Origin of the sequence: Hymenobacter jeollabukensis, from assembly GCF_005771675.1 — a bacterium.
Taxonomy (GTDB): domain Bacteria; phylum Bacteroidota; class Bacteroidia; order Cytophagales; family Hymenobacteraceae; genus Solirubrum; species Solirubrum jeollabukense.
Window position 1 is genome coordinate 343,433 of the sequence record NZ_VAJM01000005.1, and the last position, 14,763, is coordinate 358,195.

A 14,763-nucleotide genomic window follows, 5' to 3' on the forward strand; every position below is an offset into this window, starting at 1 on the left:
GATAGTCCGCTGATAACAGCCGGACCCGGCCGCCGGTTACCGCATGAAAGCATGGCTATTTCAGCATGTTGCGCCGGGTCAAGGAGTTGCGTAGCCTCGTTTCAATCAGCCGTTTACTCGGGCAGGCCCGCCGCCTGAATCTGCGCCAGCGCCTCGGCCACGCTGTGCACCGGTCGCTGGCAGGCGTGGTTGTAGCAGACGTAAATAGTAGTCGGCCCACCTTCAGCCCCTCGGCCCCGCAGCAGCGGCAACTCGCTCTGCGCGGCGGTGCCCGTCAGCACCGCGTTGGGCAGCAGGTGGCGGCTCAACTCCCGCCGAAACGCCTCCGCCTCGGGCCCGACAATAGCCACTTCGGCCAGCGGCGCCAGCAGACTCAGATACAGCGCCGCCCAGCCGGCCAGGTGCTGCGGCTCCTTCACGGCCAGATCCTGCGCCGCAGCTAGCATGGCGGCGGCCCGCTCACGCCAGTCCGCCACGTCGAGCAAAGTGCCCAGGCGCAGCAGGTTGTGGGCCATGACGGAGTTGGAGCTGGGAATTACGTTGTCGAACAGCTCCTTTTTGCGGGCAATCAGCGCCTCGGCGGTGGCGTCGGTGTAGAAAAAGTGCGGCTCGGCCGGGTCGTGGAAGTTCCGGAGCACGTACTCGGTCAGCTCCCGAGCGCGCTGCAGCCAGCTTTCGGCGAAAGTAGCTTCGTAGAGCGTCGTGTACGCGTCAATGAGCAGGGCGTAGTCTTCCAGGAATGCCGGAATGGTAGCGCGGCCGTTTTTGGTGGTGCGCCACAGCCCGCCGCCGGCCCGGCGCAGGTTCTGCTCGATGAATTCGGCGTTCTGCAGGGCCAGCTGCAGGTAGTCGGGCCGGTGAAAGGCGCGGTAAGCATCCACGAGGCCGCGCAGCAGCAGGGCATTCCAGCCGGTCAGGATTTTGTCGTCGAGGCCCGGGCGCACGCGCTGGCTGCGGTAGGTGAGGAGCTTCTCGCGCCAGCCCTGCACCAGCTCGGCCACCACGCCGGGCGTGAGCTGGTGGGCCTGGGCAAAGTCGTGGTCGGAGTGGCGGCGGTGCAGGATGTTGCGGCCGTGCTCCCAGTTGCCCACGGCGGTGCAGTGGTAATAGTCGGCGGCCAGCGGGGCTTCGTCGCCGAGGGCCTCGCGCAGCTCGTCGAGGGTGTAGACGTAGAACTTGCCTTCCTCGCCCTCACTGTCGGCGTCGAGGGAGGAGTAGAAACCGCCTTCCGGACTGGTCAGCTCGCGCCGGAGCCAGGTCACCGTCTGGGCCACCACGTCGCGGTACAGCTCGTCCTGCGTCGCCTGGTAGGCCTCGGCGTACAGGCTCAGCAGCTGGCCGTTGTCGTAGGCCATTTTCTCGAAGTGCGGCACCAGCCATTCCGCGTCCACGCTGTAGCGGGCAAATCCCCCGCCAACTTGGTCGTAGATGCCGCCCCAGGCCATTTCTCGCAGGGTTAGCTCAAGCTGCCGCCGCTCGGCGTGGTTGCCGGTCAGGGCGTGGGCGCGCAGCAAAAAGCGCCAGATGACGGGCATAGCAAACTTCGGGGCCTTGCTGGTGCCGCCCAGCTTGGTATCGAAGCGCTTTGCCAGGTTACGCAGCAGCTCCTGCAGCTGCCGGCGCGACAACCCGGCGGCCGCCGTTTGCACGCCGTATTTCTCCAGGTCGTGGGCCCGCAGCACCCGCACGAAATCCTCGGCCGACTTATCCAGCGCCGGCCGGTGCTCGGAGGAGGCGTAGGCATTCGATACCTGCTGCAGCAGCTCGAACCACTGCCGCGGCGGGAAGTAGGTGCCGCCGTAGAAGGGCTTGGCCTCGGGCGTCAGAAACACGTTCAGCGGCCAGCCCCCGCCAACGCCCATAGCCTGCACGGCGTCCATGTACACCTGGTCGACGTCGGGGCGCTCCTCCCGGTCCACCTTTATGCACACGAACCGCTCGTTCATCACCCGCGCAATCTGCTCGTGCTCAAACGACTCCCGCTCCATCACGTGGCACCAGTGGCAGGCCGCGTACCCAATGCTCACTAGTATCGGCTTCTGCTCGGTGCGGGCCCGGCTCAGTGCCTCCTCGCCCCAGGGAAACCAGTCGACGGGATTATGCGCGTGCTGCAGCAGGTAGGGGCTGGATTCGTGCGCGAGGCGGTTGGGCTGGGCGGCAGAAGTCATGGGCAGCTAGATGAGGCAGGGTCAGGTACGAGCAACTCCGTAGAAACAGTAAACCCGGCCGCGCGGGGCCGGGTTTGACTGATTAGCTGGCAGCGGGTTCGTCGGGCTTGCGGCGCGGCGGGCGGCTGCGTTTTTTCGGCGCGGCCGGCGCGGTTTCGGCTACTGCCGGAGTCGGGGCCGGAGTCGGTTTGGCTGGGGCCGGGGCTGGTTCGGGCGCCGGGGCAGTTGCCTTGGGGGCCTTGGCCGCCGGTTTGCGCCGCGGGGCCGCTTTCCGCCGGGGTGCCGCGGCCGGGGCCACCGGTTCCGCCGGAGCCAGCTCAGGAACCGAAGCTTCTACCGGCGTGGGCAATACTGGAGGCTCCGGCGCCGCGGGCAGCGGCAAGGCTTCCACCGCCGCATCCAGGGCCGGGGCTAGTTTGCTGGGCTTGCGCGGACTGCGGCTCGGCCGGGCGCGCTTGGTCGGTGGCGTGCTGACGACGGGTGCAGGGGCTTCCGTCGTTTCCGCGGCTGCTTCCGGAGCCGGAACTTCCTCCGTCGGGGTTACGACGGCCGGTTCCAAGGCTTGAGGAATGGTCGGCAGGGCATCAGCTGTTTCCGCAATGGCCGGTGCTTCTGCCGGCACGGGAACCACCACCGCTTCCGGCTCCGACTCCGCCACCGGCGCGGGCGTGAGAACGGGCAGCTCCGCCGAAGGTGCGGCCGCCTGATCGGCATACAGGGCCGGCTTCTTCCGCTTCGAGCGGTTCCGGCGCTTGGCGGCCGAAGAGAGGGTAGGAGCATCGGCCGCAGGCAGTTCGACCGGCGGCAGCGGCGGCGCCAGTTCCAGCAGTTCGGCCACATCAAACTGTGGTTCGGCGGCCTCCACGGCGTCGGCGGCTGCCGTCAGGTCCGCAGCGTTTTCCGACCCGGGCAGCTGCTCAGCCGGTACGGCCTCACCGCTCGTGCTTACGGCCGCGTCAGCGCCCTCCACACCCGCGGCAGCAGCTTCTTCCGCTGCTGAACGGTTCTTTTTCTTGTGCTTACGGCCGCCACGCTTGCGTTTGCGGCGTTTGCCGGCGCCGGCTTCGCCCGGCAAGGCGGCCTCGGCTTCGTTGGTCGAGGCGCTGTCTTCCCCGGCTTCATCCTCGTCTTCCTCGTCCTCGCCAGCTTCCTCGGCCGACAGGATTTCCGCCCAGGTCGGCTCGGCTACTTTCGGCGGCACTTCTTCCGTGAGTTCTACCGTTTTCGGAGCCGCAGGCCGCAGCGTGGCATCCTCGTAGCCCACGTCGATGCGCTCCTCGCCGTCGTCCACGTCTTCCGGCTGCGCGGGCGGCAGCGGCGCCGGCAGCGCATCGAGCCGGTCCTGCACGTCGAGCAGCTCCAGGCGCACGTCCACGTGCTGACGAAGCAGCTCCTGCAGCCGCCGCTGGGTTTGCTCCAGAAAGCCCCGGTGCTCCGGAGCGCCTGCGTGCAGCGGCCGGTGGTTCAGGGCGCGCTTGATACCGTCCCACTCCTGCGCAAACTGCTTGAAGCTGGGCTCGAAGTACACGTCGGTGAATTTCTCCCACACGTACTGCTCGGCCACGCTGGAAGGATGAATCATGTCGTCCCCGTAGAAACGGTAGTCGCGCAAATCATCCAGCAGCAGCTCGTAAGCCGGGAAATACGAAGCGCCGGGCAGTAGCTCCGCCAGGTAGTGACAGGCCACCCGCAGCACCGACTTGCTCACCGCGTTCAGCGGCAGCGTATCCTTCAGGTGCCGCACGGGGCTCACCGTCAGCACCAGCTGCAGCCGCGGGTTCTGCTGCCGCAGTAGGGCGTAAGCCTCCGTCACCGCCGATACGATTTCCTCGGCCGTCAGCAGCTCCTTTTCGAAGCGGTCAGCGGGCACCTTGTGGCAGTTGTTGACCACCTCACCGGTGTCGCGCAGGCGGTAGGCGAAGGCCGTGCCCAGCGTCCACACCAGCACGTCGGCGCGGCGGGCAAAGGCGGCCGTTTCGCGCACAGTTTCCTCGATGCGCTCCAGCAGGGCAGGAGGGGAATCGGCCCCGACGGTGGCGTGCAGATCGTAGCTCTGCCAGCGGCCCCGGGCTTCCACCAGGTGCTGCTGCCAGTCGGTATCCTCGCCGGCTACGGCGCGCAGCAGCCGGGCGGCGGCCAGCGGATTAAAAACAGTACCAAACGGGTTGACCAGCGAGCGGACCTTGTGGTCGGCCAGCCGCTCCCCGATGACGTCCGAGAAACACGACCCGATGGTGAGTACCCGCGCCCCCTGGGAGAGCAGCTGCGCGGCAGGTCGAAGAGATAATTCAGTGCGAAACATTAGCAAAAACAGTCCTGGCGGCGGCAACCCGGCAGCCAACCTACGCAACGGCAGGCGGAAGGCCAAACGCGGCGCCGACGCGGCTTCTGGCCAGCGGCGCCCCTCGGGCGGGTTGCAGATAAAGCAGCGTACGCGCTTCCGCCTACGCAAGCTAAGGCTTATACGACAAAAAAAGCCCTGCCGCGAGGGCAGGGCTTTTCGAAGGCGTGAAAATAGCCGCTGATTACTCAGCTACCACGTTTACGCGGATTTTGTGCTTCACCTCGCGGTGCAGGTCGATGCTGGCGGTGTACTCGCCCACGCTCGAGGGGTCCGAGTCGAGGCTGATGCGCTTGCGGTCCACGTCGAAGCCTTTGGCTTTCAGCGCTTCGGCAATCTGCAGCGTGGTTACGCGGCCGAAGATCTTGCCCGAATCACCCACCTTGGCGGGGATGTCGATGCTCAGGTCACCGATGCGGTCGGCCAGGCCTTGCGCGTCACCTTTGATCTTGTCAGCTTTGTGCGACGCCTGGCGTACGTTTTCAGCTACGATTTTCTTGTTGGTCTTGTCGGCTACTACGGCCAGACCCTGGGGCAACAGGTAATTGCGGCCGTAGCCGGGCTTTACCGTTACGACGTCGTTCTTATAGCCCAGGCCTTTTACGTCGTCTTTCAGGATAACTTCCATCTTGCGGAGTCGTCGTTAAGGGTAATGGACTATTTCAGCTGGTCAGCCACGTAGGGCATCAGGGCCAGGTGACGGGCTTTTGCCACGGCCTGGGCCACTTTGCGCTGGAATTTCAGGCTGGTGCCCGTGATACGGCGGGGCAGAATGCGGCCCTGCTCGTTCACGAACTTCAGCAGGAAGTCCGGGTTTTTGTAGTCGACGTAGCGGATGCCAGCTTTCTTGAAGCGGCAGTACTTGGTGCGCTGCTCCTGCTTGTGGATGCGTTCGTTAGCGAGGCTCATCTGATTACTGGGCTACGGCTTCGGTTTGCTTTGCTTTCTGCGAGTTCAGTTCGCCCTTGCGGCGACGCTCGTTGTAAGCCACGGCGTGCTTGTCGAGCACCGTGGTCAGGAAGCGGATTACCCGCTCGTCGCGACGGTAAGCCAGTTCCAGCACATCGATTGCGCCAGCGGGAGCGGTGAACTCAACCAGGTAGTAGTACCCGGTCGATTTTTTCTGAATCGGGTAGGCCAGCTTGCGCAAGCCCCAGTTTTCCGTATTCAGGAGGTCGGCGCCATTTTCCTTAAGCACCTGCGTGAACTTCTCGATCGTCTCTTGAACCTGCGCGTCGTTGAGGACGGGCGTCAGTACGAAGACGGTCTCATAGTTTCTGTTAGCCATTGCGGAACAGAGAAAAAGTAAGTGAGACGATGAATGAGCCGGCAAAGGTAAGGCTTTTGCTGATTCGACCGGCCTGTGACGGACAAATAATTTCCCGGAACAGTTCGGCAAGCTTCTGAGCGTCAACCCGCAAACTGCTCAGCGCGTAGGTAGACAATTGGCTAACGGCCAGAATAGCCGCAGATAGGGAGTTGGATGTTTCAGGGATGAAGCTTTTACGTCTATATATATAAGGTGTAAAAGAGGCTTTTTAGAATGGTTCTAAGTAGGCTGAATAGGCCGAAAATTAGCCCAGGCTGGTTTGTTCTCTGGCATTCGTGGGCTACATTTGTGGCCCTAAAGCACCCTGCTTTTACGTTTTTCCAGCACGTTTTGCAATGAGTAGCTACCGACTACGCTCTTTTTCACACTGGCTTCTTGCTCTGTTCCTGACGTTTACTGCCGTCGGCCAAGTGGCCGCCCAGGATGCCGCCACGGTGAGCAAGGAAGGTGTGACGCCCGGGGCCACGGCCGCTGCTGCCCCCGCGGCAGCCGCTGGCAGCGCCGCCGGAGCCACCGATGCCGGCGCAGTTGCGGCCGGCGACGCTCTGTTTAAAGGCAACTGCGCCCAGTGCCACGCCGTCAACGACGTCGTGGTTGGTCCGGCTCTGGCCGGCATCGACAAGCGCCGCCCCTTGCCCTGGATCATCAAATGGGTGAAGAACTCCAGCAAGGTTGTCGCCAGCGGCGACGAGTACGCGGTGAAGCTCTTTAACCAGTACCAGAAGCAGCAGATGCCCAGCTTCGCCCTGAGCGACGCCGAAATCACCTCCATCGTGGCTTACGTGAAGTCGGAAGAGGGTAAAGGCGGTAAGACGCCGACGGCGCAAGGCCAACCTACTGCTGATTCGGGCCAGACGGCTGCTGCCGGCGACGACGCGGCTGGTTCGGGCAAGTACATCAACGTAGTGCTCATCGTCCTGATTGTCGTGCTGATTGTGCTGGTGGTAACGCTGGTTATCATCGCCAACATCATGAAGGACGTGCTGCGGGGCCGCAAGGACCTCGACGGCCGCGACGTAGAAATCCTCGATCAGAAAACCGACTGGATGGGTGTCCTGAAGTCGGGCTGGTTCAAGGGTGTAGTCGGCACGCTGTTCGTGCTGGTGGTCCTCTACGAATCCATCCAGGGCATTATGGCCGTGGGCCTGAGCCAGGGCTACCAGCCCGCCCAGCCCATTGCCTTCTCGCACAAGCTGCACGCCGGGGAGCACCAGATCAACTGCGCATACTGCCACACTTCGGTGTACAAGAGCAAGTCGGCCAACATTCCGTCGGCTAACATCTGTATGAACTGCCACTCGCAGATCAAGACGACCTCGCCGGAAATCAAGAAAATCTACCGCGCTATTCAGCGGCAGCAGCCGATCCAGTGGGTACGTATCCACAACCTGCCGGACCTGGCTTACTTCAACCACTCGCAGCACACGCAGGTAGGGGGCATCGAATGCCAGACCTGCCACGGCCCGATCCAGAACATGGACGTGGTGTACCAGTACTCGGCCCTGACCATGGGCTGGTGCATCAACTGCCACCGCGAGACGCCGCTCAACACCAAGGGCAACGGCTACTACGACAACCTGGTGAAGCTGCACAACGAGGCTAACGCCGGCGCTCCGTTCACCGTGTCGTCGAACGGCGGCACCGAATGCTCGAAGTGCCACTACTAATAGGTTGATGGAATCAGGAGGCGCTGGCCCAGCCCGGCGCCTCCCGTTCCGCTTTCAAGTCGAAACAGAGAAAAACTTGGGCCCTGTGACGGCCGCTTATACGTCACCGCGCAGTCCCTAAGTACCCATACACACATGCAAGAGTCGCCTAAGTACTGGAAGGGAATCGAGGAGCTCGAAAACTCGCCGGAGTTTCTGCATAACGCCCTGAGCGAGTTCGGCATCCCCATGAAGGAGAGCCGTCCCTCGTCGGACGATACGGTAGCCCCGCGCCGCGACTTCCTCAAGCTGATGGGCTTCAGCCTGGCCGCTGCTACGCTGGCTAGCTGCGAAGCGCCCGTGCGCAAAGCCATTCCGTACCTGAACAAGCCCGAAGAGGTTGATCCGGGTATTGCCAACTTCTACGCCTCGACCTACTTCACCGGTCAGGACTACAACAGCGTGCTGGTGAAGACGCGCGAAGGCCGTCCGATCAAGCTCGAAGGCAACCCCGAGTCGCCGGTAACGCGTGGGGGCCTTTCGGCCCGCGCGCAGGCCTCGGTGCTGAGCCTGTACGACGGCGCCCGTCTGCAGTCGTTTGCCATCAACGGCAAGGCGGCTGATAAGGACAAAGTCGACCAGGAAATCCGCACGCGCCTGGCTTCGGCCGGCCGCATTGCCATCGTGTCGCACACGATTATCAGCCCCAGCACCAAGCGCGCCATTGCCGACTTCGCCGGCCGTTTCGCGGGTGTGGAGCACGTGCAGTACGACGCCAACTCGGTGTCGGCCCTGCTGCGCGCCAACGGCGGTGTGGTACCGGGTTACGACTTCAGCAAGGCTTCGGTTATCGTGAGCCTGGGCGCCGATTTCCTCGGTACCTGGATTTCGCCGGTGGAGTACGCCGCGCAGTACATCGTCAACCGCAAAGTTTCGTCGGAGAAGCGCAGCATGTCGCGCCACATCCAGTTCGAGACGAATATGTCGCTGACGGGTTCCAACGCCGACGTCCGCGCCGCGGTGAAACCCTCGCAGATGGGCACCATCGCCCAGCAGCTGTACAACGCAGTGGTGAGCGGCACCATGCCCGCCAAGCCGGCCGATCCGAAAAAGGATATCATGGCCAACGCGCTGTACCTGGCTGCCTCGGAGCTGAAAGCGGCCGGTAACGGCGGTCTGGTAGTTTCGGGCTCGAACGACGCCAACGTACAGGCTCTGGTAGCCGCCATCAACGCTTCGCTGGGCACGGCCGCCATCAACGCCGCCGCTCCCTCGTACGTGCGTCAGGGCGACGACCAGCGCATGGCCAACTTCGTGAACGGTATCGGCAACTACGGCGCCGTTATCTTCTACCACGCCAACCCGGTGTACGACCACCCGATGGGTGACAAAGTCGCCGCAGCGCTGACAAACAAAGGCCTGCTGTCGATTTCGTTCAACCACACGGCCGACGAAACCGGCGGGCTCTGCCAGTACCAGTGCCCCGACCACCACTGGATGGAGTCGTGGAACGACTACGAACCCAAGCGTGGCTTCCTGAGCCTCTCGCAGCCGGTGATTACGCCGCTGTTCAAGACGCGTCAGGCGCAGGAAAGCCTGCTGACCTGGGCCGGTAACCCCAACACCTACTACAACTACCTGCGCAACAACTGGCGCGGTATCCTGGGTGGTAACTTCCAGGCCGGTTGGGACAAAGCCGTGCACGACGGCGTGGCTACGGGTACGCTGCTGCCGGCCCCGGCTGCGCAGCTGGCCCCGGCTGGTCAGGCTACGGCTCCGACGGCCAAATCCGCCGGTATCGAGCTGGCCATCTACGAGAAAGTAGGCCTCGGCGACGGTTCGGAAGCCAACAACCCCTGGCTGCAGGAACTGCCCGACCCGGTATCGAAAGCTACCTGGGGCAACTACGTGACGGTGCCGCGCGCCATGGCCAAAGAGAAAGGCTGGGAGCAGGGCGACGTGGTGAAAGTAACCGCCAACGGCAAATCGGTGGAGCTGCCGGTACTGATCCAGCCGGGTCAGGCGCAAGGTACCATCGGCATTGCCCTCGGCTACGGCCGCACCAAGGCCGGCATGGTGGCCGACAAAGTAGGCGCCAACGCCTTCCCGCTGGTGTCGCTGGCCGACAACGCCCTGAACTACGTTGCGACGGCGACCATCGAAGCTACCGGCTCGCGTGAGCCGCTGGCCCAGACGCAGACCCACCACACCATCATGGACCGCAAGCCGGTGGTGCAGGTAGCGACGCTGGAGCAGTACATCAAGAACCCCAAGGAGGTAACCGAGTACGAGAAGATTGCTACGCCCGACGGCCTGGAGAAACCCAGCCGCGTGTCGCTGTGGCAGGACTACGAGTACAAAAACCACCACTGGGCCATGGCCATCGACCTGAACTCGTGCATCGGCTGCGGCTCGTGCGTGGTGGGTTGCCAGGTGGAAAACAACATTCCGGTGGTCGGCAAGCAGGAGGTTATCAACCGCCGCGAGATGCACTGGATGCGTATCGACCGCTACTACAGCTCGGAAACCCACAAAGACTCCTTTGAGGACAAGGGCAAGCTGTCGACCTACGCCCTGATGGAAGACCCCTCGGACAACCCGCAGGTTATCTTCCAGCCGATGATGTGCCAGCACTGCAACCACGCGCCCTGCGAAACGGTGTGCCCGGTACTGGCTACCACCCACAGCACCGAAGGTCTGAACCAGATGACCTACAACCGCTGCGTGGGTACCCGCTACTGCGCCAACAACTGCCCATACAAGGTGCGTCGCTTCAACTGGTTCTCGTACTACTCCAACGAGAAGTTCGAAACCGTGAACGGCCACATGTTCACCGACCTGGGCCGCATGGTGCTGAACCCCGACGTGATGGTGCGCGCCCGCGGCGTTATCGAGAAATGCTCGATGTGCGTGCAGCGCATTCAGCTCGGCAAGCTCGAAGCCAAAAAGCAGAAGCGCCGCCCGAAGGATGGCGAGGTGGTAACCGCCTGCGCCCAGTCCTGCCCGACCCAGGCCATCGTGTTCGGCGACCTGAAAGACCCGAACTCGCGCGTAGCCCAGATCTGGCGCCGCGAAGACGGCGAGCGGGGCTTCAAAGTCCTCGACGCCGTGAATACGCAGCCCAATGTTACGTACCTGACCAAGATTCGTAACAGCGCCACCAGCGAGTTCTTCGCTCCCGAGGTGGAGAAAGCCGAGAAAAAGGCCGAGCCCCACAACGCCTAAGTCAACACGAACCAATTAACCAACCAATATGCAGCACGTTTCGCCTGTACGCATACCGCTCGTAACCAGCGGGAAGACGTACCACGACGTCACCGAGGACGTGTGCCGCCAGGTGGAGGCCAAGCCGAACATCCGCTGGATGGCCGCCTTGAGCGTCGCCCTGTTTTTCCTTGGTGTATTCCTCTACTCGGTATACCGCACCTTGTGGTACGGCATCGGGGAATGGGGTCTGAACAAAACCGTTGACTGGGCCTGGGACATCACCAACTTCGTGTGGTGGGTCGGTATCGGCCACGCCGGCACCCTGATTTCGGCCGTACTGCTGCTGTTCCGCCAGAAGTGGCGGACCTCCATCAACCGCGCGGCCGAAGCCATGACCATCTTCGCCGTAATCTGCGCGGCCATGTTCCCGGTACTGCACATGGGCCGTCCCTGGCTCGCGTTCTGGGTGCTGCCGCTGCAAAACACGTTCGGCTCGCTGTGGGTGAACTTCAATTCGCCGCTGCTCTGGGACGTCTTCGCCATTTCGACCTACTTCTCGGTGTCGCTGGTGTTCTGGTACACCGGTCTGGTGCCCGACTTCGCTACCATCCGTGACCGCGCCAAAGGCCCCATCGCCCGCCGCGCCTACGCCCTGCTGAGCTTCGGCTGGAAAGGTGGTGCCAAGCACTGGTCGCGCTACGAAACCGTGTCGCTGATTCTGGCCGGTGTTTCGACCCCGCTGGTACTCTCGGTACACACCATCGTATCGATGGACTTTGCTACCTCGGTGGTACCGGGCTGGCACACCACCATCTTCCCGCCCTACTTCGTGGCCGGTGCTATCTTCTCCGGTTTCGCCATGGTACTCACGCTGATGCTCATCACCCGCGTGGTATTCAAGCTGGAAGACTACATCACGCTCGAGCACATCGCGCTGATGAACAAAATCATGATGATTACGGGCTCCATCGTGGGTGTAGCCTACATCACGGAGTTCTTCATCGCCTGGTACTCGCAGGTGGAGTTTGAACAATACGCCTTCATCAACCGCGCGACCGGTCCGTACTGGTGGGCTTACTGGTCGATGATGACCTGCAACGTGATTTCGCCCCAGCTGGTGTGGATTCGCCGCGTGCGCTACAGCATCCCGATGACCTTTGTTCTCTCCATCATCGTGAACATCGGCATGTGGTTCGAGCGCTTCGTGATTATCGTAACGTCACTGCACCGCGACTACCTGCCGTCGTCCTGGGCCATGTTCTCGCCCTCGATTATCGACATCGGCATCTACGTGGGCACGCTGGGCCTGTTCTTCACCCTGTTCCTGCTCTTCGCCAAGTTTTTCCCCGTGATTAACATGGCTGAAGTGAAATCGATCCTGAAATACGGTGTGGACAACGGTCCGACCTACGGCGGCCCCAACACGGGCGCCCAACAGTCGGCCTACCGCCCCACCGGTGCTCCTGCCTCCGCCCCCGTAAACTACAACAAGCATGACTAAGCGTTACGCGCTCGGCATCTTCGAGGACGAAGACGTGCTAATGCACGCCATTGAAAACGTCCGTGCTGCCGGCGTAAAAATCTACGACGTTTTCTCGCCCTACCCGGTGCACGGCATCGACGACGCGCTGGGTATCGAACGCTCCCGTCTGCCGATTGCCGCCTTCTTCTATGGCATGTGCGGCCTGTCGTTTGCGCTGTGGATGCAGATCTACATGCTGGGTTTTGACTGGCCGATGATTATCGGTGGCAAGCCCCACATCGGTCTGCCCGCGTTCATCCCGGTGTCCTTCGAATTGACGGTACTCTTCTGCTGCCACGGCATGGTGATTACCTTCTACACCATCAGCGGGCTCTACCCCCGGCTGAAAGTGCCGGTAATGGACGTGCGCTCTACCGACGACAAGTTCGTCATGGCCATCGAGCTGAAGGAAGATGCCGATTTGGGCAACCTGACCCAGCTGCTGCGTGCCAACGGGGCTTCCGAAGTGAACGAGAAAGAAATGACCAAAGAATAATGACGCACTCCTTTAAATACGGCGTCCAGGCTTCGGCCATTCTGTTTGCTTCGGTGCTGACTACGGCCTGCAACGACGCCAACAACCCCGGTCTGGAATACGCGCCGCAGATGTACGAGTCGCTCCCGTACGACCCGCTGCGCCAGGTTGATGCCAACACGGTAAACCCGATGGGCATCAACGAGCGCACCCCGGCGGTGGGCACGGTGCCCCGCGGCAAGCTCAACTACTTCGACCACATCGGCAAGGACAGCGTGGGTATTGCGGAGCGCGTGCTCCGCAACCCGCTGCGCTACACCAAGGCCAACCTGGAAGAAGGAAAGGTGCTCTACACCCGCAACTGCCAGCACTGCCACGGCGAGCAGGGCGACGGTCAGGGCCCGGTAGGGGTGAAGTTCAAGGGTGTGCCCAACTACGCGACGGGCGCCTACGCTACCATGAACGACGGGCACATCTACCACGTCATTCAGTGGGGCCGCAACCGCATGATGCCGCACGGCTCGCAGGTAAACCCCGAGGAGCGTTGGAAGATTGCCATGTACGTTCGCGTGCTGCAGAAGGGCAAAGGCCCCGACGGTATGAGCGAACTAGTACAATCGGACCTCGAACCTTCGCAGAAAACCAATCCTGAAAACACGGCTCCCCTCGGCCAAGCTGGGGCGGACAAGGCTTCAGACAACCCCGGCCAGGGCGACCAGGCTCGTAACGGCTCGGCTCAGTAATTATGGCAGCAACGCATCATCATCATGAGCCGATTACGGCGGAGTTTCTGGAGCTACCCGCTTCGGCTCGTCGTCGGTTCATCCTGTTCATCGTCGCCGGGGTCGTATTGATGGCCATCGGTCTGATCATGGCCTACCTGAACATCGGGGCAGGTCACCACGAAGCGGCCGGTGCCGCCCACGGGGCCGCCGCCGAACACGGCGCGGGTGCCCACGGCGGGGAGCATGCCCCCATCTGGCTGCGTCGTCTGTTCGCCTCGCTCTGGCAGAGCAACGTGTTCTTCCTCGGCATTTCGGCCGTAGGCACGGTGTTCGTCGCTATTCACACGGTAGCTTACGCCGGCTGGTCCATCATGGTCCGCCGCATTGCCGAAGCCTTCAGCGCCTGGATTCTGCCCGGTGGCGTAATCATGCTGATTGTCTTCTTCGCCAGCGGCCACAACCTGTTTCACTGGCGCACCGAAGGCATCATGGATCCGGCCTCGCCGAACTATGACGCCATCATTGCTGGTAAAGCTGGCTTCCTGAACCTCGGCTTCTACGTAGCCCGAATGGTGATTTTCATCGCCATCTGGTGGTTCTTCTCCAAGCGCCTGCGCGACCTGTCGCTGCAGGAAGACCAGATCGGTGGTACCGGTTTCTGGGACAAGAGCATTAACGTGTCGGCTATGTTCCTCGTGCTCTACGCCGTATCGTCGTCGATGTCGGCTTGGGACTGGGTGATGTCGATCGACACGCACTGGTTCTCGACCATGTTCGGCTGGTACGTCTTCGCTTCGTGGTGGGTATCGGGCATTGCCGGCATTCTGCTGACGGCCATCTACCTGAAGCAAGCCGGTTACCTGCGCTTCCTGAACGCTAACCACCTGCACGACCTGGGCAAGCTGATGTTCGGCTTCAGCATCTTCTGGACCTACGTATGGTTCTCGCAGTTCATGCTGATTTGGTACGCCAACCTGCCGGAAGAAGCCGTGTACTTCAACCAGCGCCTCGGCGGTTTTGACGGCAAGTACACCTGGCTGTTCTTCTTCAACCTGATCATCAACTTCGCCTTCCCCTTCCTGGTGCTGATGACCCGCGACGCCAAGCGACAGATGATCATGCTCAAGATTGTGGCGACGGCAGTGCTGATCGGCCACTGGCTGGACTTCTACATGATGATCATGCCCGGAACGCTTCAGGGCGACAGCGGGTTTATCATCGAGATTGGCACGGGCCTCGTGTTCCTGGGCGGCTTCCTGCTGCTGATGACCAAGCGCCTGTCGCAAGCTTCGCTGGTACCGGTAAATCACCCCTTCGTGGAGGAAAGCGTGCATCACACCACGTAAGCC

At 62.2% G+C, this 14,763-nt stretch carries 11 protein-coding genes; 6 read left to right on the plus strand and 5 right to left on the minus strand.

Going from position 1 to position 14,763, the window contains the following annotated elements; translation table 11 throughout:
* Nucleotides 1-113: 113 nt before the first annotated feature.
* The 5 genes from FDY95_RS13625 to rpsF all read right to left on the minus strand — a co-directional run bounded on the left by FDY95_RS13625 (nucleotide 114) and on the right by rpsF (nucleotide 5,797).
* Entirely contained in the window at nucleotides 114-2,168 is a 2,055-nt protein-coding gene (locus FDY95_RS13625) for a thioredoxin domain-containing protein (protein WP_138078347.1), read from the minus strand.
* Between the two features lie 82 nt (nucleotides 2,169-2,250).
* On the minus strand, nucleotides 2,251-4,470 hold the full coding sequence (locus FDY95_RS13630; RefSeq protein WP_138078349.1) for a GSCFA domain-containing protein: 2,220 nt from the start codon (nucleotides 4,468-4,470) through the stop codon (nucleotides 2,251-2,253).
* A gap of 223 nt (nucleotides 4,471-4,693) precedes the next feature.
* Nucleotides 4,694-5,137 (minus strand): 50S ribosomal protein L9, encoded by a 444-nt coding sequence (rplI, locus tag FDY95_RS13635; RefSeq protein WP_111479339.1) that lies wholly within the window; start codon nucleotides 5,135-5,137, stop codon nucleotides 4,694-4,696.
* A gap of 29 nt (nucleotides 5,138-5,166) precedes the next feature.
* Complete coding sequence (rpsR, locus tag FDY95_RS13640) at nucleotides 5,167-5,418, minus strand: 30S ribosomal protein S18 (protein WP_078012240.1); 252 nt, start codon at nucleotides 5,416-5,418, stop codon at nucleotides 5,167-5,169.
* Nucleotides 5,419-5,422: 4 nt separating this feature from the next.
* Nucleotides 5,423-5,797, minus strand: coding sequence for a 30S ribosomal protein S6 (gene rpsF / locus FDY95_RS13645; RefSeq protein ID WP_078012241.1), 375 nt, complete (start codon nucleotides 5,795-5,797; stop codon nucleotides 5,423-5,425).
* A gap of 377 nt (nucleotides 5,798-6,174) precedes the next feature.
* Between rpsF and FDY95_RS13650 the strand changes: the two genes are divergently transcribed.
* The 6 genes from FDY95_RS13650 to FDY95_RS13675 all read left to right on the plus strand — a co-directional run bounded on the left by FDY95_RS13650 (nucleotide 6,175) and on the right by FDY95_RS13675 (nucleotide 14,760).
* The gene (locus tag FDY95_RS13650; RefSeq protein ID WP_138078351.1) at nucleotides 6,175-7,506 is read left to right on the plus strand and encodes a cytochrome c3 family protein; all 1,332 of its coding nucleotides are present in this window, start codon (nucleotides 6,175-6,177) and stop codon (nucleotides 7,504-7,506) included.
* A gap of 135 nt (nucleotides 7,507-7,641) precedes the next feature.
* Nucleotides 7,642-10,710 carry a TAT-variant-translocated molybdopterin oxidoreductase gene (locus FDY95_RS13655; RefSeq protein WP_138078353.1) on the plus strand — a complete coding sequence of 1,023 codons (3,069 nt, stop codon included), beginning with the start codon at nucleotides 7,642-7,644 and terminating at the stop codon, nucleotides 10,708-10,710.
* 28 nt (nucleotides 10,711-10,738) lie between these two features.
* Nucleotides 10,739-12,193, plus strand: a complete 1,455-nt coding sequence (gene nrfD / locus FDY95_RS13660; RefSeq protein ID WP_246074030.1) for an NrfD/PsrC family molybdoenzyme membrane anchor subunit — start codon at nucleotides 10,739-10,741, stop codon at nucleotides 12,191-12,193.
* On the plus strand, nucleotides 12,186-12,710 hold the full coding sequence (locus FDY95_RS13665; RefSeq protein ID WP_138078355.1) for a DUF3341 domain-containing protein: 525 nt from the start codon (nucleotides 12,186-12,188) through the stop codon (nucleotides 12,708-12,710). The genes nrfD and FDY95_RS13665 overlap by 8 nt, the downstream gene beginning before the upstream one ends.
* Nucleotides 12,710-13,432 carry a c-type cytochrome gene (locus FDY95_RS13670; RefSeq protein ID WP_138078357.1) on the plus strand — a complete coding sequence of 241 codons (723 nt, stop codon included), beginning with the start codon at nucleotides 12,710-12,712 and terminating at the stop codon, nucleotides 13,430-13,432. The genes FDY95_RS13665 and FDY95_RS13670 overlap by 1 nt, the downstream gene beginning before the upstream one ends.
* 2 nt (nucleotides 13,433-13,434) lie before the next feature.
* Nucleotides 13,435-14,760 (plus strand): quinol:cytochrome C oxidoreductase, encoded by a 1,326-nt coding sequence (locus FDY95_RS13675; RefSeq protein WP_246074031.1) that lies wholly within the window; start codon nucleotides 13,435-13,437, stop codon nucleotides 14,758-14,760.
* Nucleotides 14,761-14,763: the final 3 nt, after the last annotated feature.

Bases quoted from the DNA above. Each gene is read 5' to 3' on its own strand.
- FDY95_RS13625 (WP_138078347.1), bottom strand. From the start codon at position 2,168: ATGACTTCTGCCGCCCAGCCCAACCGCCTCGCGCACGAATCCAGCCCC.
- FDY95_RS13630 (WP_138078349.1), bottom strand. From the start codon at position 4,470: ATGTTTCGCACTGAATTATCTCTTCGACCTGCCGCGCAGCTGCTCTCC.
- rplI (WP_111479339.1), bottom strand. From the start codon at position 5,137: ATGGAAGTTATCCTGAAAGACGACGTAAAAGGCCTGGGCTATAAGAAC.
- rpsR (WP_078012240.1), bottom strand. From the start codon at position 5,418: ATGAGCCTCGCTAACGAACGCATCCACAAGCAGGAGCAGCGCACCAAG.
- rpsF (WP_078012241.1), bottom strand. From the start codon at position 5,797: ATGGCTAACAGAAACTATGAGACCGTCTTCGTACTGACGCCCGTCCTC.
- FDY95_RS13650 (WP_138078351.1), top strand. From the start codon at position 6,175: ATGAGTAGCTACCGACTACGCTCTTTTTCACACTGGCTTCTTGCTCTG.
- FDY95_RS13655 (WP_138078353.1), top strand. From the start codon at position 7,642: ATGCAAGAGTCGCCTAAGTACTGGAAGGGAATCGAGGAGCTCGAAAAC.
- nrfD (WP_246074030.1), top strand. From the start codon at position 10,739: ATGCAGCACGTTTCGCCTGTACGCATACCGCTCGTAACCAGCGGGAAG.
- FDY95_RS13665 (WP_138078355.1), top strand. From the start codon at position 12,186: ATGACTAAGCGTTACGCGCTCGGCATCTTCGAGGACGAAGACGTGCTA.
- FDY95_RS13670 (WP_138078357.1), top strand. From the start codon at position 12,710: ATGACGCACTCCTTTAAATACGGCGTCCAGGCTTCGGCCATTCTGTTT.
- FDY95_RS13675 (WP_246074031.1), top strand. From the start codon at position 13,435: ATGGCAGCAACGCATCATCATCATGAGCCGATTACGGCGGAGTTTCTG.